Source organism: Candidatus Pelagibacter sp. PS_37 (genome assembly GCF_059417825.1).
Genome location: NZ_CM182067.1, coordinates 1240484 through 1257103 on the forward strand (window position 1 = coordinate 1240484; position 16620 = coordinate 1257103).

At 28.0% G+C, this 16620-nt stretch carries 21 protein-coding genes and 1 tRNA gene; 9 read left to right on the top strand and 13 right to left on the bottom strand.

The features are described from left to right. The first annotated feature begins 1 nt into the window (after position 1). Together AC5SL9_RS06570 and purH are read left to right on the top strand one after the other, a co-directional pair. Complete coding sequence (locus AC5SL9_RS06570) at positions 2 to 1612, top strand: heparinase II/III family protein (RefSeq protein WP_494574012.1); 1611 nt, start codon at positions 2 to 4, stop codon at positions 1610 to 1612. After that, positions 1591 to 3147: a bifunctional phosphoribosylaminoimidazolecarboxamide formyltransferase/IMP cyclohydrolase gene (gene purH, locus AC5SL9_RS06575; protein WP_494574013.1), complete on the top strand. Its 1557-nt coding sequence runs from the start codon at positions 1591 to 1593 to the stop codon at positions 3145 to 3147. Before AC5SL9_RS06570 ends, purH begins: the two co-directional genes overlap by 22 nt. Here purH and AC5SL9_RS06580 read toward each other — a convergent pair. Together AC5SL9_RS06580 and AC5SL9_RS06585 are read right to left on the bottom strand one after the other, a co-directional pair. Beyond that, positions 3137 to 3481 (bottom strand): 4a-hydroxytetrahydrobiopterin dehydratase, encoded by a 345-nt coding sequence (locus AC5SL9_RS06580; protein ID WP_494574014.1) that lies wholly within the window; start codon positions 3479 to 3481, stop codon positions 3137 to 3139. The two genes, purH and AC5SL9_RS06580, sit on opposite strands and share 11 nt — an antisense overlap. A 22-nt stretch (positions 3482 to 3503) precedes the next feature. Beyond that, positions 3504 to 3578 (bottom strand) — tRNA-Gly (locus tag AC5SL9_RS06585). Between the two features lie 97 nt (positions 3579 to 3675). Here AC5SL9_RS06585 and AC5SL9_RS06590 point away from each other — a divergent pair. Then, entirely contained in the window at positions 3676 to 4317 is a 642-nt protein-coding gene (locus AC5SL9_RS06590) for an LON peptidase substrate-binding domain-containing protein (RefSeq protein WP_494574015.1), read from the top strand. Between the two features lie 2 nt (positions 4318 to 4319). Here the strand turns inward: AC5SL9_RS06590 and AC5SL9_RS06595 are convergent, their stop codons facing one another. After that, the gene (locus tag AC5SL9_RS06595; RefSeq protein WP_494574016.1) at positions 4320 to 5414 is read right to left on the bottom strand and encodes an FAD-dependent monooxygenase; all 1095 of its coding nucleotides are present in this window, start codon (positions 5412 to 5414) and stop codon (positions 4320 to 4322) included. A 64-nt stretch (positions 5415 to 5478) separates the two neighbouring features. On the opposite strand from AC5SL9_RS06595, the gene AC5SL9_RS06600 reads away from it, so the two are divergent. Further along, on the top strand, positions 5479 to 7569 hold the full coding sequence (locus AC5SL9_RS06600; RefSeq protein ID WP_494574017.1) for an FtsK/SpoIIIE family DNA translocase: 2091 nt from the start codon (positions 5479 to 5481) through the stop codon (positions 7567 to 7569). Then, positions 7569 to 8123, top strand: coding sequence for a LolA family protein (locus AC5SL9_RS06605; RefSeq protein WP_494574018.1), 555 nt, complete (start codon positions 7569 to 7571; stop codon positions 8121 to 8123). The genes AC5SL9_RS06600 and AC5SL9_RS06605 overlap by 1 nt, the downstream gene beginning before the upstream one ends. On the opposite strand, the gene AC5SL9_RS06610 is transcribed toward AC5SL9_RS06605, so the two are convergent. Genes AC5SL9_RS06610 through hisB form a run of 7 tightly spaced genes read right to left on the bottom strand, consistent with a single transcriptional unit; the run spans position 8124 to position 11989 of the window. Continuing rightward, positions 8124 to 8627 (bottom strand): GNAT family N-acetyltransferase, encoded by a 504-nt coding sequence (locus AC5SL9_RS06610; protein ID WP_271726606.1) that lies wholly within the window; start codon positions 8625 to 8627, stop codon positions 8124 to 8126. After that, entirely contained in the window at positions 8624 to 8989 is a 366-nt protein-coding gene (locus AC5SL9_RS06615; RefSeq protein ID WP_494574019.1) for an HIT domain-containing protein, read from the bottom strand. The genes AC5SL9_RS06610 and AC5SL9_RS06615 overlap by 4 nt, the downstream gene beginning before the upstream one ends. Then, positions 8989 to 9294 (bottom strand): phosphoribosyl-ATP diphosphatase, encoded by a 306-nt coding sequence (hisE, locus tag AC5SL9_RS06620; protein ID WP_018413682.1) that lies wholly within the window; start codon positions 9292 to 9294, stop codon positions 8989 to 8991. Before hisE ends, AC5SL9_RS06615 begins: the two co-directional genes overlap by 1 nt. 2 nt (positions 9295 to 9296) lie before the next feature. Beyond that, entirely contained in the window at positions 9297 to 10052 is a 756-nt protein-coding gene (hisF, locus tag AC5SL9_RS06625) for an imidazole glycerol phosphate synthase subunit HisF (RefSeq protein WP_494574020.1), read from the bottom strand. Continuing rightward, positions 10045 to 10764, bottom strand: coding sequence for a 1-(5-phosphoribosyl)-5-[(5-phosphoribosylamino)methylideneamino]imidazole-4-carboxamide isomerase (gene hisA / locus AC5SL9_RS06630; protein WP_494574021.1), 720 nt, complete (start codon positions 10762 to 10764; stop codon positions 10045 to 10047). Before hisA ends, hisF begins: the two co-directional genes overlap by 8 nt. 2 nt (positions 10765 to 10766) lie before the next feature. Next, on the bottom strand, positions 10767 to 11393 hold the full coding sequence (hisH, locus tag AC5SL9_RS06635; protein WP_494574022.1) for an imidazole glycerol phosphate synthase subunit HisH: 627 nt from the start codon (positions 11391 to 11393) through the stop codon (positions 10767 to 10769). A gap of 5 nt (positions 11394 to 11398) precedes the next feature. Then, positions 11399 to 11989 carry an imidazoleglycerol-phosphate dehydratase HisB gene (hisB, locus tag AC5SL9_RS06640; RefSeq protein ID WP_018413686.1) on the bottom strand — a complete coding sequence of 197 codons (591 nt, stop codon included), beginning with the start codon at positions 11987 to 11989 and terminating at the stop codon, positions 11399 to 11401. Positions 11990 to 12080: 91 nt separating this feature from the next. Here hisB and hslV point away from each other — a divergent pair, with 91 nt between their 5' ends. Both hslV and hslU read left to right on the top strand, forming a co-directional pair. Then, positions 12081 to 12596, top strand: coding sequence for an ATP-dependent protease subunit HslV (gene hslV, locus AC5SL9_RS06645; RefSeq protein ID WP_006997574.1), 516 nt, complete (start codon positions 12081 to 12083; stop codon positions 12594 to 12596). Then, on the top strand, positions 12596 to 13963 hold the full coding sequence (gene hslU / locus AC5SL9_RS06650) for an ATP-dependent protease ATPase subunit HslU (protein ID WP_271499265.1): 1368 nt from the start codon (positions 12596 to 12598) through the stop codon (positions 13961 to 13963). Before hslV ends, hslU begins: the two co-directional genes overlap by 1 nt. On the opposite strand, the gene AC5SL9_RS06655 is transcribed toward hslU, so the two are convergent. Together AC5SL9_RS06655 and AC5SL9_RS06660 are read right to left on the bottom strand one after the other, a co-directional pair. After that, complete coding sequence (locus tag AC5SL9_RS06655) at positions 13953 to 14474, bottom strand: Smr/MutS family protein (protein WP_494574023.1); 522 nt, start codon at positions 14472 to 14474, stop codon at positions 13953 to 13955. The genes hslU and AC5SL9_RS06655 overlap by 11 nt on opposite strands. Then, positions 14475 to 15068 (bottom strand): Tim44/TimA family putative adaptor protein, encoded by a 594-nt coding sequence (locus AC5SL9_RS06660; RefSeq protein WP_271742108.1) that lies wholly within the window; start codon positions 15066 to 15068, stop codon positions 14475 to 14477. Positions 15069 to 15126: 58 nt separating this feature from the next. Between AC5SL9_RS06660 and AC5SL9_RS06665 the strand changes: the two genes are divergently transcribed. Then, positions 15127 to 15549: an FxsA family protein gene (locus AC5SL9_RS06665; protein WP_494574024.1), complete on the top strand. Its 423-nt coding sequence runs from the start codon at positions 15127 to 15129 to the stop codon at positions 15547 to 15549. Next, a complete protein-coding gene (locus AC5SL9_RS06670; protein ID WP_271480204.1) occupies positions 15533 to 15955 on the top strand; it encodes a protein-export chaperone SecB in 423 nt (140 codons plus the stop codon). The genes AC5SL9_RS06665 and AC5SL9_RS06670 overlap by 17 nt, the downstream gene beginning before the upstream one ends. Here AC5SL9_RS06670 and dnaQ read toward each other — a convergent pair. Next, positions 15948 to 16619 carry a DNA polymerase III subunit epsilon gene (dnaQ, locus tag AC5SL9_RS06675; protein WP_494574025.1) on the bottom strand — a complete coding sequence of 224 codons (672 nt, stop codon included), beginning with the start codon at positions 16617 to 16619 and terminating at the stop codon, positions 15948 to 15950. The two genes, AC5SL9_RS06670 and dnaQ, sit on opposite strands and share 8 nt — an antisense overlap. Position 16620: the final 1 nt, after the last annotated feature.

Genomic DNA, 16620 nt, shown 5'->3' on the forward strand with positions numbered 1-16620 from the left:
AATGATTTTAAACAATTCATTTAGACTTATTAAAAAAAAAATCCGTCACTTTTATTTAAACTCTTATCTATATAATAAAAAAATTACACCCTCTTCTATTGAGTTACTCGAATATCAGCCAAGCCCTAACTTATTAGATGGCCTTATAAAATATGATAAAAAAAAGATTAACATAGAAAATTATTCGTTAAATGAAATTTGGGATAATCCAAATTTAAAAGGGAAAGACCAACAAAATTTAAACAGTTTTTTTTGGCTATTTAGCCTAGATCTTAGATCTTCAAAAAAAGATACTCAAAATGTCATTAATCAATGGATTAATACAAATGACAGGTATAACTCTAAAAATTGGAAAATTGATATAATTGGAAAAAGAATAATAGCCTGGATTTCAAATTCTAGGCTTACCTATGAAGATGGTAATATAGATTATAAAGACAAGTTTAACGGCACTATTAAGAAGCAGATCAATCACCTTATTAATGAAATTGAAATCTCTGAATTAATTGATAATAAAATTATAGGGTGTGCAGCTATCATTTTAACTGGTCTATCGTACCCTCAAAATAATAATTATTTAAACACTGGGTTAAGTTTACTAAAAAAATTAGCCAAATATTCATTGGATAATGATGGCTTTCCAAAATCAAGGAATATTAGGCAATTAAGTTTTTACTTAAAATATTTTATATTAATTAGGGAATGGTTCAAAGAATCTCAAAATGAAATACCAGATTTTATAAATGAAAATATATATTATTTAGGTCAGGCTTACGCTTTTATTTGGCAAAACAATAAAATATATTTTCTCTTTAATGGTAATCATAAAACAAATAATCATAATTTTGACCTTTATTTAAAAAGACTTGGATATAATTTTAAAAATCAAAATAATGAGCTGGGTGGCTATGTGGTCCTTAATAGTAAAAAAAATTCTTTAATAATGGATGTTGGATCGAGCCCAAATAAAAAATTATCTTCAGATTATCAAGCTGGTGCTTTATCTTTTGAGATTATATCAAATAGTAAAAAATTAATTAGTAATTGTGGTTATTTTCAAAAAATTGATCATCAATTAAATGAAATATCTAAGTCAAGCGCAGTCCATAGCACACTAATTTTAGATGACAAGTCCTCTTGTACTTTTAGCAAAGTAAGAGGTAAAAAATCTAAAATTAATCAAGAATTAAGAATATTAAAAAAAAAAGTAGTATTTGAAAAAAATTATTGGAAAATTAATGCTTCTCATGATGGCTATTTAAAACCACATGGTATTGTTCATGATCGAGAAATAGAATTTTACCCAGAACAATTAAAATTCATTGGCCATGATAAAATTATTTCTAACAAGGGTATTAAAAACTTAAAATTTGATATTAGATTTCACTTGGAGCCAAATATTCGATTAATGAAAACTCAAGATGAAAAATCAATACTTATTGATCTTGATGGAGAAGGTTGGAAATTTAGCTCAGAAAATTCTAAGATAAATATTGAAGAAGGGTTATATTTTGGAGAAAAAAATTCTTTTACAAATAATCAAAATATATTTATTTCAGGAATGACTAATGAAGAAAATCAAACTATAAGATGGGAAATCACAAAATTATAATGAAAAAAATAAAAAAAGCTCTTATTTCAGTATCTGATAAAAAAAATTTAGGCAGTCTTTTAAAAGTTTTAGCGAAATACAAAATTGAATTAATTAGCTCTGGAGGCACCTTTAAAGAAATAAAGAAACTTAAATTTAAATGCCAAGAAGTTTCAGAGTATACTGGTTCACCAGAAATTCTTGGTGGAAGAGTTAAAACACTACACCCAAAAATTCATGCTGGTATATTAAGTAAAAGAAACGACAAATCTCACACTAAAGAACTAAAAGCTAATCAATATGATGAAATTGACCTTGTTATTGTTAACTTTTATCCTTTTGAAAAAACTTTAGATGAAACAACCAATCATTCAAAAATAATAGAGAATATTGATGTTGGAGGTCCCACTATGGTTAGGGCAGCTGCCAAAAACTATAACGATGTTGCTGTTATTACATCCTCAGATCAATATGAAACCTTAATTAATGAATTAGAAAATAATAAAGGATCAACATCTATTGAATTTAGAGAAAAGATGTCTTTAGAGGCCTTTTCTGAAACAGCTTATTATGATGCTGTAATTTCTAACTATTTTAATAAAATTAAAAAAAACAATTTCCCCAAAAAAAAAATTATTTATGGAAATTTAATTGAAAAATTAAGGTATGGTGAAAATCCACATCAAGAAGCTGCAATTTATTCTAAAGCTCAAAATCTTAATATTAAACAAATTCATGGTAAGCAGTTAAGTTATAATAATTATAATGATATTTTTTCTGCATTAACAATATCAAAATCTTTACCAAAAAACTCCGGAACCGTTATAGTTAAACACGCTAATCCTTGTGGTGTTTCAATTAATAAAAATAGTTTAAAAAGTTATAAATTAGCTCTTGCTTCTGATCCAGTTAGCGCTTTTGGTGGAATAGTTTCTTGTAATTTCAAAATAAATAAAACTCTAGCATTAGAGCTAAATAAAATTTTCTTAGAAGTTATTATTGCTAATGGTTTTCAAACTGATGCTTTAAAAATTTTAAAAAAGAAAAAAAATATAAGAATTATTGATGCATCGGAATTTATGATGAAAGATTTAATAAGATTTGGCTCTGTGAACGAATCTATTTTAACACAATCTGAGGATTTAAAAGTTTTTGAACCAAAAGATTTCAAAGTAGTTTCAAAACTAAGACCAAATAAATCTCAATTAAAAAATTTAATTTTTGCATTTAATGTTTGCAGATATGTAAAATCAAATGCAATTGTTATTGCAAGCCAAGAAGCAACCGTTGGTATTGGCTCAGGGCAACCTAGTAGACTTGATAGCTGTCAAATTGCTATAGATAAAATGAATAAATTTCAAAACTTAAAAGAAGATGTTGTGGCAGCCTCTGATGCATTTTTTCCATTTGTTGATGGTATTGAAAAATTAGTACAATCAGGAGTTTCAGCTGTAATACAGCCTTCTGGATCAATTAGAGATAAAGAGATAATAAAATTTGCAAACCAAACTGGTACTATTTTAGTTTTCTCTAAAACAAGACATTTTAGACATTAAAAATTTGATCAATTTTTGCTGCTAAAATAAAATCATTTTCTGACAATCCTTCAATAGCATGAGTAGTAATTACAATTTTAGCATATCCCCAACCAAAAGAAATATCTGGATGATGATTTTCATTTTCCGATATTTCACTAACTTTATTTATAAAATTTTGACTATTAACAAAATTCTTAAAAGTAAAATTTTTCTCTAAAAAATATATTTCTTTTGTGTTTTTTTTAACATCCCAACCATCAACTTTTTTTTGATATTTATGAATTTCACTAATATCAAAAGGTAAAATTCCACCCTCACATGGTACACATTTCTTATTAAGTAAATCACTCATTTATTAATATGTTTCAAAATTTTGGAGCGGGTCAAGGGAATCGAACCCTCTACCTAATCGTTGGCAACGATTCGCTCTACCAATGAGCTAGACCCGCTTATAAAAGACACTATAAATAGATGGTTTTTTTAGTTCAATCAATAATAAAGTGTTTCATTGGTATATAGATTTTCAAAAATTTGCTAAAAGAAAGAATGAAAAAACAAGATTTACCAAAAACTATCCCTGTATTTCCATTAAGTAACTTTATTATATTTCCTCATACAACAGTTCCATTAAATATATTTGAACCAAGATATATTGAAATGATTAATGATAGTATGAAAACAAACAAGATGATTGGTTTGATTCAACCAAAAAATAATGATGATAGTTCAATCCCTGGTCTTCATAAGGTTGGCTGTTTAGGTAAAATAACCAATTTTAAAGATACATCAGATGGTAGATACATGATTGATCTAAATGGTATAACGCGGTTTGAAGTAACTAAAGAAATTAAAAGTTCAAAACCTTATCGTATTTGCGAAACTACTTATGATAATTTTGAGCTAGATTTAACTTCTGAAAAAAAGAAATTAAAATTTTCTGATCTAGAGTCAATATTTAAAGATTTAAAATTATTATTTGAAAAAAAAGGATATATTATAAATTGGAAATCTTTAGAGAAACAAGATTTGAATGAAACGATAAATGCTCTAGCAATGGCATCTCCTTTTTCACTAGAAGAAAAACAAATTTTATTAGAAAGTAAAAATTTAGAAGCAAGAAAAGATAGAATTTCAGAAATATTAAGTACTTATAGTTTTGATGATTTTCACAATACAACTATTCAGTAAACTTAAAAATTTATTCCTGCATCCGCTAGTTTAATAAAATAATTATTTAGATTTTTGTTTTTTCCAATTCTTTTAAGAATTTTGCTAAAGCTTTTATTTTGAACTTTTTTATCTAAATTAAAAGATTCATAAATTAAGTCTATGGCTTTAGAAAAAACAAAGTTTTTATCTTTTGTTTTTTTTTCAAATTCATCAAATATCTGTGAATCTAACTGCATACCTAATTCAATTTTGTCTTCAATAATTTTAGTTAGAATTCTAAGATCTCGTATTGTCATATTAAATCCTTGTCCTGCTAATGGGTGTACTCTGTGAAGCATGTCTCCAAAAGCTAAGATATTTTTATGATAATAGTTTCTTAAATTTGAAGAACTCAACTCGAAACTATTTAATTTATTAATTTTATAGATTAGATATTTGGGGTTATTTTTATTAATTAAATCTATTACATCGCTATTATTAAATTTTTTATTCTTAATATCTATTGAGTATACTACAGATGTTTCAGTACTAGAGATTGGTAAAAATGCAATTGGACCTTGCTTTGTAAAAATTTGAGTTGCTGTATTATTCACTATTTTTTTATGTTTTAAAATAGTGGTATAAGCAAGATTATAATAATTTTTACTAATTTTTTTAGTGAAGTACTTTTTTGCTAAAAAATTATTTGCATCACAATTTATTATTAAATCATATTCTTTTTTATTTAAAAACTCCTCATTAATATTTTTGCTTAATATTATTTTTTTAAAAAATTTACTTTTAATAAGGTTACTATTTAACGATTTTAGAAGCTCATCATTTTTTATAATATAAAATAGATCATTTTTATCATTTTCAAATTTTAATAAATTTTCTGTATCAATTTTATCAGTATAAATTTCTATTCTACTTATTTTCCAGTAATTATTTTTTGAAATTTGAAAAATTTTTTCTTTGAAAAATTCAAAATTACTTTTAGATATTCCTATTGTTCTATTGGAGGAAAAATTACTATTTCTACTTTTATAATAATAATGAACATTTATTTTTTTATTTATAAGGTTTTTAGCTAAAGATAGAGCAGTTAGACCTTCACCAATAATACAAACATTCATAATAATTTTAATTTTAACAATAAAAATTAGATGATACAAAGTGATTAATTAGACTCATTTATTTATGGAATTTAAAAAATTAGCCAACAATACAATTAATTTCGGTATAAACAGAATTATAGAAACTGCTGGAATTGCTTTTGTTATAATTGGTCTTCTTTTGCTGGTTTCCCTTGCAACTTTTTCTCCTGATGACCCTAATTTTATTTTCCCAGATAATACAGAAATTAAAAATTTGCTTGGTTTTAATGGAAGTTACACAGCTGATCTTTTTTTTCAAACCTTTGGACTCATTTCTTTATTAATTCCATTTACGCTCATATTTTCTGGCATAAATATAGTTCTGAATAAGAAAATTTTTTTGATATTTGAAAGTATTTTTTATTCAGTTCTTTATTCTTCATTTGGTTCTCTATTTTTTTCTTTTTTTTACCCTACTGCCTTCAAACTTTATATTAATGGAAATGGTGGTTTTATTGGAAAATATTTAGAAACAACTTTTTTAACTTCTTTAATTAATATTAATCCTCAAATTTCTTATTACTTTTTAATTTTAATTATTTTAATTTTATTTTTAATTAGTATCCAATTTAAAATTACTTATTTTTATAAATTGATAAAAAAACTTTTTAAATTAATCTTTATAAAAAAAGAAAAGAGTTATACTAATGAAAATGAGATAATTAGTGAATTTATACCACAAGAAGAAATTACAAATTTAATTCAAGAAGATTTACCTTTTATAAAAAGTGAAAATAAATCTCCAAGTAAAAAAATTCGCTTCAAACTACCTACTATCGACTTACTTAAAGTCCCAACACAAAAAGATAGGGGGAAACTAAAAGATGAAGATTATATTGATAGTGAATTTTTAGAAAAAATCTTATTAGATTTTGGGGTAAGTGGGGATATAAAGAAGGTTAGTCATGGCCCTGTAGTAACACTAAATGAATTTGAGCCAGCAGCAGGTGTTAAAGTATCAAAAATTATAAATCTCTCAGATGATATTGCTCGAAATACTAGCTCTGAATCAGCAAGAATTGCTACTATTCCAGGACGTAGCACCATCGGTATAGAGCTTCCGAATTCTAGTCGTGAGAATGTTTATTTAAGTGAAATACTCTCTAACTCTGATTTTAATAAAAAAGATATTCGATTACCAATTGCACTTGGTAAGAACATTTCCGGTGTTCCTATTGTTGGAGACTTAGCTTCTATGCCTCACTTATTAATTGCTGGAACTACTGGATCAGGTAAATCTGTTTGTATAAATACTATTATCTTGTCTTTACTCTACAGGCACACACCAGACAAATGTAAGTTCATACTAATCGATCCTAAAATGCTTGAACTATCAACCTATGAAGGCATACCTCACTTATTGTGTCCTGTGATTACTGAGGCAAAGAAAGCTGCTTCTGTCTTAGGTTGGGTTGTTAAAGAGATGGAAAATAGATACCGACTTATGACCAAAGAAGGAGTGCGTAATATTGATGGCTATAATACTAAGCACACTTTGGCTATGCCCTATATTGTTGTTGTAGTAGATGAAATGTCTGACCTAATGCTTGTTGCTGGTAAAGAGATAGAAAATTATATTCAAAAATTATCACAAATGGCTAGAGCTGCTGGAATTCACATTATAATGGCCACACAACGACCAAGTGTTGATGTTATTACAGGAACTATTAAGGCAAATTTTCCTACAAGAATATCTTTTCAAGTAACCTCAAAAATAGATAGTAGAACAATTTTAGGTGAACAAGGTGCAGAGCAACTACTTGGTAAGGGGGATATGCTTTATATGTCTTCAGCAAATAAGATCGTTAGAATTCACGCTCCATTTGTATCAGAAACTGAAATTGAGAAAGTTAATAATTATTTAAGAGGTCAAGCAGAGCCAGATTATATAGATGAAATCTTAAATTTTGCTGATGAGAAAGAATTGAGTGGAGAAGCTTCTGGCTCAGGGGATAAAGATGAGTTGTACCAGGCTGCACTTGATATTATTAGATCTGAGGGCAAAGCATCTACCTCGTTTTTACAAAGAAAATTACAAATAGGGTATAATAGAGCAGCAAGAATTATTGATATGATGGAAGCTGACGGGGTTGTGAGTAAAGCTAATCATGTTGGTAAAAGAGATGTTCTTTAATGCTTAAAGTAATAATCATCTTATTGTTTTTCAGTTTTTATCTTCCAGCCAACTCATCCCCAAAAGATAAAATAATTTCTCAAATGAAACTTACTAATAATTTAAGTTTTAATTTTATACAAACAATTAATGATAAAAGTGAAGATGGAAAATGTATTATTGAATATCCTAAAAAAATTTTTTGTGATTATATTAATCCCAATAAAAAGAATTTAGTATCAAATGGGAAATCTTTAGTTATTAAAACCAGTAACAAGGGAAGTTATTATCGTTACCCACTTAACAAAACTCCTTTAGAATTTTTACTAGATAAAGAATATCTAATTTCTAAAATAGAAGAACTTGAGCCAAGGGATATTGATAATAAGTATTTAAATTTTAAAATTTTTGAGAATAATAATGAAATTAATATTTTTTTTGATAAGAAAGATTTAAATTTAATTGGATGGCAAACTGAAGATATTTATCAAAATTTATCAATAACATTTATTTCTTCTATCAAAAAAAACCAAGAGATAAATGGAAATATTTTTAAATTACCTGAAAATAATTAATCATCTGATTAAGGTTTCAGACTTAAAATTCTTCATACCTCTAGCTAGGTAATTTTTTAATGCATTTTTGTGATCTAGAGAACAAGTGTGAAGCCAAACTCTTACACCACCCATATTAAATGAGCATTTAATTGCCTCACTTAATAAATATCCTCCTAATTTTTTTCCAAAATATTCTTCTAAAATTCCAAAATAAGCAATTTCAGCTTCTTTGCTTTGTTTATTAAATAATAGTTCAAAATAGCCAGCTATTTCACCTTTATCTTTAAGAATGTATGTAAATAACTGGTCATTAGAAACGTAATCTGTCCATTTTAAGTCTGTCCAAATAAGTCTATCAATCCATTGACAGTTCTTACCAATAGATTTGTAAAAAAATTTATTTAATTGAAAATCTTTTGGGTCTACAAGCTCTACGGAGTAATTCTCTGCAGGCCTCTTAACTTCTTTTAATTCATCTAGAGATCTTATCTCTAAATAATTTCGGAAAATTTTTTCTGTCACTCAACCATTTTTCCAACTTTTTCTCCTCCAAATAAATGGAAGTGTAAATGTGGAACCTCTTGACCGCCATCTTCACTCAAATTTGTTAAAGCTCTATAACCTTTACCCATGTCTGTTGAGATATTTAATATTTTCGAAACTTCTGTAATAGCTTTACTTAACGCAACGATCTCTTGATCTGAAGCTCTAGCATTAAAATCATCTAAATCAATGTACTCACCTTTTGGAATAACTAGTGCATGTATTTTTTTTTGAGGACTTATATCATGAAAAGAAAGAACATGTTCATTTTCAAATATTTTTTTACAAGGAATTTCTTTTCTCAAAATTTTTGCAAAAATATTATTTTTGTCGTAACTCATTATCTATTATTCTTTTCTTCAATACCTGATTGTTTTTTTCTGTCTTCCAACTCTTTTAAGACGTCTTCAAACTTAATATCGGCTGCCTCAAGTGTAACTAATATATGATATATTGTATCTGCTGCTTCATGAACTATATTAGATTTATCATTTAGGGCCTCTTTTAGTTCATCAAATTCTTCTTCCATTTTATCTATACATTTTGACAGGCCACCTGACAATAATGATGAAGTATAAGATTTATCTTCATCTTTATTTTTTCTGTCTCTAATTGTATTTACTAAATTTAATAGATTTTCTGACATCTCTAAATCCTAACGGGAATTCCTTTTGAATTCAAATATTGTTTAGCTTCATTAATTGAATGTGTTCCGTAATGAAAGATTGAAGCTGCTAGTACAGCGCTAGCATTGCCAAGCCTAATACCATCCACAAGGTGATCCAGGTTACCTACTCCGCCAGAGGCAATCACTGGTATATTAACTGTTGAAGATATTTTAAACATTAAATCATTATCATAACCAATTTGGGTGCCATCTCTATCCATAGAAGTAACTAATAATTCTCCTGCTCCATTATCTTCCATTTTTTTTGCAAATTCTGTTGCATCTATATTTGTGTTGTTTCTTCCACCATGGGTAAAAACCTCCCATTTATTGCCATTTTTTTTAGCATCTATTGCAATAACAATGCACTGTGATCCAAATTTTTTTGAACTTTCAATTATCATTTCAGGGTTTTGAACTGCCGCAGTATTGATTGAAACTTTATCTGCGCCACAATTTAATAATTTATTAATATCTTCAACTCCTCTAACCCCACCCCCAACCGTTAACGGCACAAAACATTTTTTAGACGTTCTTTCAACCACATCATATATTGTGTCTCTATTTTCATTGGAAGCAGTAATGTCTAAAAAACAAATCTCATCAGCACCACCATCACTATAAATTTTAGCTTGCTCAACTGGATCGCCAGCATCTTTTAAATCTACAAAGTTAATTCCTTTAACAACTCTCCCATTTTTAACATCTAAACAGGGTATAATTCTATTTTTAAGCATCTAATTCTTTTACTAATTCTTCCAATTTAATATCACCATCATAAATAGCTTTACCAACTATTATTCCTTCAATATTTTTTAAATCTTTTGCTTTTTTAATGTCATCAATTGAAGACACTCCTCCTGAAATAATTACTGGGCAATTAGATACATTTGCAACATTAATTGTTTCTTCAAAATTAGGACTTTGTTTAGTGCCATCTCTATTTATGTCTGTATAGATTAATCTGCTTGCACCATAATCATTTACTTCTTTTAAAAAATCTAAAGTCAATTGATTAGAGTTTTCCTTCCATCCTGAGACTGACAAGTAACCATCTTTAGCATCTAGACCTAAGGCAATTTTGTTTGGAAATTTTTTACATGCTTCTTTTAAAAAATTTTTATCTTTAATAGCTGCGCTTCCTAAAATAACTTTTTCAACTCCTGCATCTAAGTATTTTTCAATACTATCAATGCTTCTAACGCCTCCACCTACTTCAATTTTTAAATCAAATTTATGAACTATTTCTTTAATAATATCCAGGTTAACTGTCTCCCCCGTTAAGGCACCATCTAAATCAACAATGTGTAAATTTTTAAAGCCATGATCTTTGTATTTACCAGCTTGATCAACTGGTGATATTTCATATTCAGTTTTATTATTAAAGTCCCCTTTAATTAATCTTACACATTTTTTGTCTTTAATATCTATAGCTGGAAATATTTTCATATTTATAAATTTAAAAAATTTTCTATAATTTTAAGCCCCAATTTATCACTCTTTTCAGGGTGAAACTGGGTTCCGTAGATATTTTCTTTTTCAACTGAACAAACAATATTTGATGAATAATCTGTTGTTGCTGAAATTACACTTTTATCATCAGGTATAAATTCGTAGCTGTGTACAAAATACATATGTGACTTATTTTCTATGTTCTTAAAAATCTTACTTTCTTTAACAATATTAATTTCATTCCAACCAATGTGTGGAAGTTTGAATTTATTATTTTGATTGTCGATCTTTGAAACTTTTCCTGAAATCCAACCAAGTCCTTTTGTTTTAGTTTCTTCATATCCAAAATTTGCGAACATTTGTAAACCAACACAAATTCCTAGAAGAGGTTTTTTATTGGTTATTGCAAATTCATTGAGTGTTTCTACTAAGCCATTTATAGCATTTAATGCATCAACACAGCTCTTAAACGATCCCTGTCCCGGCAATACTACCTTGTCACTTGATCTAATCTTATTTAAGTCTGATGTTACTTCAATATTAACTTTATCTTTAGCGACTTCTTTAAAGGAATTTATTACAGAGCTGATATTTCCTGAGTTATAATCAACAATTGTGACATTCATTAAACTTATAATGAGCCTTTAGTTGACGGAATGCTCTTCTTATTTCTAGGGTCTATCTCTAAAGCTGTTCTTAATGATCTTGCAAGAGCCTTATAACAAGACTCAATTATATGATGGCTATTATCTCCATAAATATTTTCCATGTGCAAAGTTATTCCTGCTGATTGAGAAAAAGCTTGAAACCATTCTTTAAAAAGTTCTGTGTCCATCTCTCCAAGTCTTTCTACTTTTAATTTAACTTTCCATATTAAATAAGGTCTATTTGAAACATCAATTGCAACTCTTGTTAATGTTTCATCCATTGGAATCATTGCATGAGCGTATCTCTTAATTCCTTTAAAATCTTTCAATGCTTTTTTTAAAGCCTCACCTATAGCAATTCCAGTATCTTCTGTTGTGTGGTGAAGATCTATATGAGTGTCACCTTTTGCTTTAACTTTTAAATCAATCAGTGAATGCTTTGATAATTGTTCAAGCATATGATCTAAAAAACCTATTCCAGTATCAATTTTATATTGACCTTTCCCATCAATATTAACTTCAACACTTATACTGGTTTCTTTTGTTTTTCTGGAAACTTTTCCAATTCTGCTCATAATATATAATATGTATATAGGGATTAATTAACTATATCAATATTTGCAATCTACTACTTGAAGAATAAAAATTAATATCCATTTATAATCTATGACTACAATAGTACTTATTAGAAAAAACAATGAAGTAGTGGTTGCAGGAGACGGGCAAGTTAGTATGGGCAATACTGTTATAAAAAGTACTGCTGCAAAAGTTAGAAAAATTGAAAAAAGAAATGTAATAGCTGGATTTGCTGGATCAACTGCAGATGCTCTAACTTTGTTTGAAAGACTAGAGGCAAAACTTGAAAAACATGCTGGTAATCTTCCAAGAGCAGCTGTTGAGTTAGCAAAAGACTGGAGAACTGACAAATACTTGAGAAGACTTGAAGCTTTAATGGCAATTGGTGATAAAGAAAATAGTTTTATAATTTCTGGAACAGGTGATGTGTTAGAACCAGAGGGTGATGCCATAGGTATAGGATCAGGTGGAAATTATGCTTTGGCTGCTGCTAAAGTTTTATTAGATACAGATTTGAGTGCTGAAGAAGTTGCTAAAAAAGCAATTCAAGTTGCATCTGAAATTTGTGTATTCACTAATAATAATATTAAAATTGAAAAAATTTAATGGAAGACACAAACGTTACACCTTTCCCAAAAGAAAAAACTGAAAAGAAAGATAACTCTTTAGTCAGTTCTTTATCACCTAGAGAAATAGTTTCTGAATTAGACAGATATGTTGTTGGACAAAATAAAGCTAAAAAGGCAGTGGCTATTGCTTTAAGAAATAGGTGGAGAAGACAAGCTTTAAAAGGTGAAATGAAGAATGAAGTTTTACCTAAAAATATTTTAATGATTGGGCCAACTGGAGTTGGTAAAACAGAAATTTCTAGAAGACTATCTAAGTTAGCTGAAGCTCCTTTTGTAAAGGTGGAGGCTACAAGATTTACTGAAGTTGGATATGTTGGAAGAGATGTTGAACAAATCATAAGAGATCTTCTTGAAATTGCAATTGCAATGGAGAAAGTAAAAAAAAGAAAAGAAGTACATACAAAGGCACAAAAGTTAGCAGAAGAAAAGGTTTTGGATGCTCTAGTTGGAAATAAAGCAAGTCTTGCTACTAGAGAAAGTTTTAGAAAAAGATTAAGAGATGGTGATTTAGATGATAACGAAATTGAAATTGAAGTAAATAATAGTGGCTCTCAAGCTGCATTTGAAATTCCTGGAATGCCTGGAGCAAACATAGGAATGATAAATATTGGAGAGATGATTGGAAAATCTGTTGGTAATAAACAGAAAAAGAAGAAAATGACTGTCAAAGAATCTCATGAAATTTTAATTAATGATGAAGCTGACAAGTTAATAGAAGAAGATAAAATTATAAAATCAGCAAAAGATTCAACAGAAAATAATGGGATAGTTTTTTTAGATGAAATAGACAAAATTTCAGGAAGAACAGATAGATCTGGTGGAGATGTTTCTAGAGAAGGAGTACAAAGGGATTTGCTTCCTTTAATTGAAGGAACGACAGTAAGTACAAAGTACGGTACAATTAAAACTGATCATATCTTATTTATTGCCTCTGGAGCCTTTCAGCTTGCTAAACCTTCAGACTTACTTCCAGAGTTACAAGGTAGACTTCCAATAAGAGTTGAACTTGAAGCTTTAACCAGTGATGACTTTAAAAGAATTCTTAAAGAACCAGACTATAGTTTGATAAAACAATATGTTGCTCTTTTAAAAACAGAAAACGTTGAGCTAGAATTTTCTGATGATGGTATCGATGCAATTGCCAATATGGCTTCAGAAGTTAATAACACTGTAGAAAATATTGGTGCTAGAAGACTTCATACTATTATAGAAAGAATATTAGATGATATTAGTTTTACAGCAACAGATAGGGCTGGTGAAAAAATTATAATAGATTCTAATTATGTAAAACAAAATCTAGATGAGCTTGTTAAGGATACAGATTTATCTAAATTTATTCTTTAAATTTGTTTTTATTTTTAAGATAAATATAAAAAGCTCCACTACCACCATCTTCAATCTTAGCATCTGTTGTTTGAATAATAAACTGTGTTAAACTTTTATTTTTTTCAATAAATTCTGGAACTGAATATTTTAGTATGCTCAAATCTTTTGAGAGATAAGGATTTTCTATATTTTTAGATCTTAGTCCCTTGCCTGTAATCACTATTATTTTAGTAACATTTTCATCAAAACATTTTTGAATAAATTGTTCTATGGCCTTATTTGCTTCTTCAATAGTGTAACCATGCAAATCTATTTTCTTTATCTTCTCGTATCTTATATTTTTTTTAAGAATAAAATCTTTATTGGGAATTTTCTCTTTAGTGTTTAAAAAATTTTCCCAGTCCTGTATGTTTTTGTCTGGGTTATTTATATCTTTTTGTTTTACAGAATTTTTATTAAGAATTTTTTTTTTATTATTTAGGAAGTTTTCCCAATCTTCTTTATCTTTGTCTGTTATCTTCTTAATCAATTAGGTAATAGTATTAATTAATAACCAATTTGGATTTGATGATTTAATGTCTTTTGAAAAAACCCAAGTATCATAAACAGTTTTTATTTTCTCACTATCCCCTGATACAATATTTTTATCTTTATCTTTTATACATGTTATAATTTCACTAACAAAATCTACTGTAACTTCTAAGCTATCTTCAATTTTTTTATGCGTTTTAATTACAGCTGACTTAATCCCTATAAAAGTTATTTCAGCAAAATGACCTTTGTTAGCTCTATCTTCAAGCGCCTCCTTAAACTGATCATAAATTTTTTTACTTAAAAGCGGTTTGCTTGCTATCAGCTTGTTGTCACTATCACTAAAATCTGTAATAATTGTTTCATAAGCAATTTTAGCGCCTTTTAAAAATTCCTTTTGTGACACTTCATCAAAGTTTTCACTAACTGGTTTTGGAGCTATATTTGTTTTTTGAAATTCCTTTTCAAATTGTGGTGGAATTTTCCCTTCGAAACCAGTTTTTTTACCAAGTATTCCTCTTAGACGAAGAAAAATAAAACCAGCAATCATTGCTAAAAGAATAATATCTATGTATTCAAAACTATAACTCATAATTTAATAATATTTACTATGTTGATTAATTACAACTAGCAATTTAGACTAAGGACAAATGAACACATTTTTATTATTATTAATTGGTATTCCAATCGTTGAGATTTATTTGTTCATCAAGCTGGGTTCTCAAATTGGCGCCTTTAACACCATTTTACTTATCTTTATTACGGCTTTTTTTGGGGTTATCTACGCCAGATATGAAGGCTTTAACACTCTAAAATCGGGGATGTCTCAAATGGTAAAAAATGAACTGCCAGTTTATGAAATTATTTCCGGTGCTGCTTTAGCATTTGCAGCCTTACTTTTGATTTTACCTGGTTTTGCTACAGACTTCCTAGGTTTATTAATAATATTTCCACCAACAAGAAAATTGATATTTAAAAAAGTATCAATTAAAAAAAAGCCTATAAATAAAAAACAAGATTTTATTAATGGTGAATTTGAAGATATAGAGGATGAAAATGACAGAAAATTATAAAATTATTGGAAGCTTTATTAAAGATATGTCGAGTGAAACACCTGACACTCCAACACATATATTTGTAAGAGATAAAATTTCTAAATATAGATTAAATATTGATATTAATTCAAAGGCAGTAAAAGATGGAATTATTGAAGTCAACACAATCATAAAATTTTCAGACCAACCTGAAATTTTAAAAAAAGCACATTTTGAAATAACTTACACATCTATAGTTAAAGTAGATGAAAAGGTTTCTGATAAAAAAGAAATGGAAAAAATTATTCTATGTGATGTGCCTAATAAAATTTATCCTGACTTAGAAAGAATATTTTTAAATTTATTAACCGACTCTGGCTATCCTGGAATAAAATTTGAAAAAAAAATTAATTTTACTGAATTATACAAACAAAGAGCTAATTAAAAAAATTCTTCTTTAAACTATTTTTTAGATATTCTTTATGAAGTTTAAGTTCTGTCTCTGATGGTTTAACTACTTTTTTATAATACTGGTTTGTGTCATTGGAGTTTATTATTATTTTTTCATTATCTTCATTTTTAAAATTTAAAGTTGGTTCTTTTTGATCAAGAAGATTAATATAAACTTTAGCTAATAGATCACAGTCAATAAGGGCAGTATGTTGTATTCTTTTTGAGTTATCTATTCTGTATCTTTTACACAACGCATCAAGACTTATTGGAGAGCCTGGAAATTTATCCCTGGCTAAAGTAAGTGTGTCCACAACATTTTCACTATTTAATTTTGCCTTACCTAGCAATGATAATTCGTTGTTTAAGTGAGATAGGTCAAATTCAGCGTTATGTATTACAAGTCTCTTATTTTCTATAAAACCCAAAAACTCATCAACTATATCTCCAAACTTTTTGTGAGTAGATAAAAATTCATCCGTATAACCATGAACTTCTAGGGCTTTTTCAGAAACTTTTCTTTCAGGATTAAGATAACAATGAAATCTATTTTTGGTTGGTATCAAATTTTCTAACTCAATACATCCAATTTCTACAATTCTATGTCCATCTCTAGCAGATAGTCCTGTTGTTTCAGTGTCTAATATCACTTCTTTCATT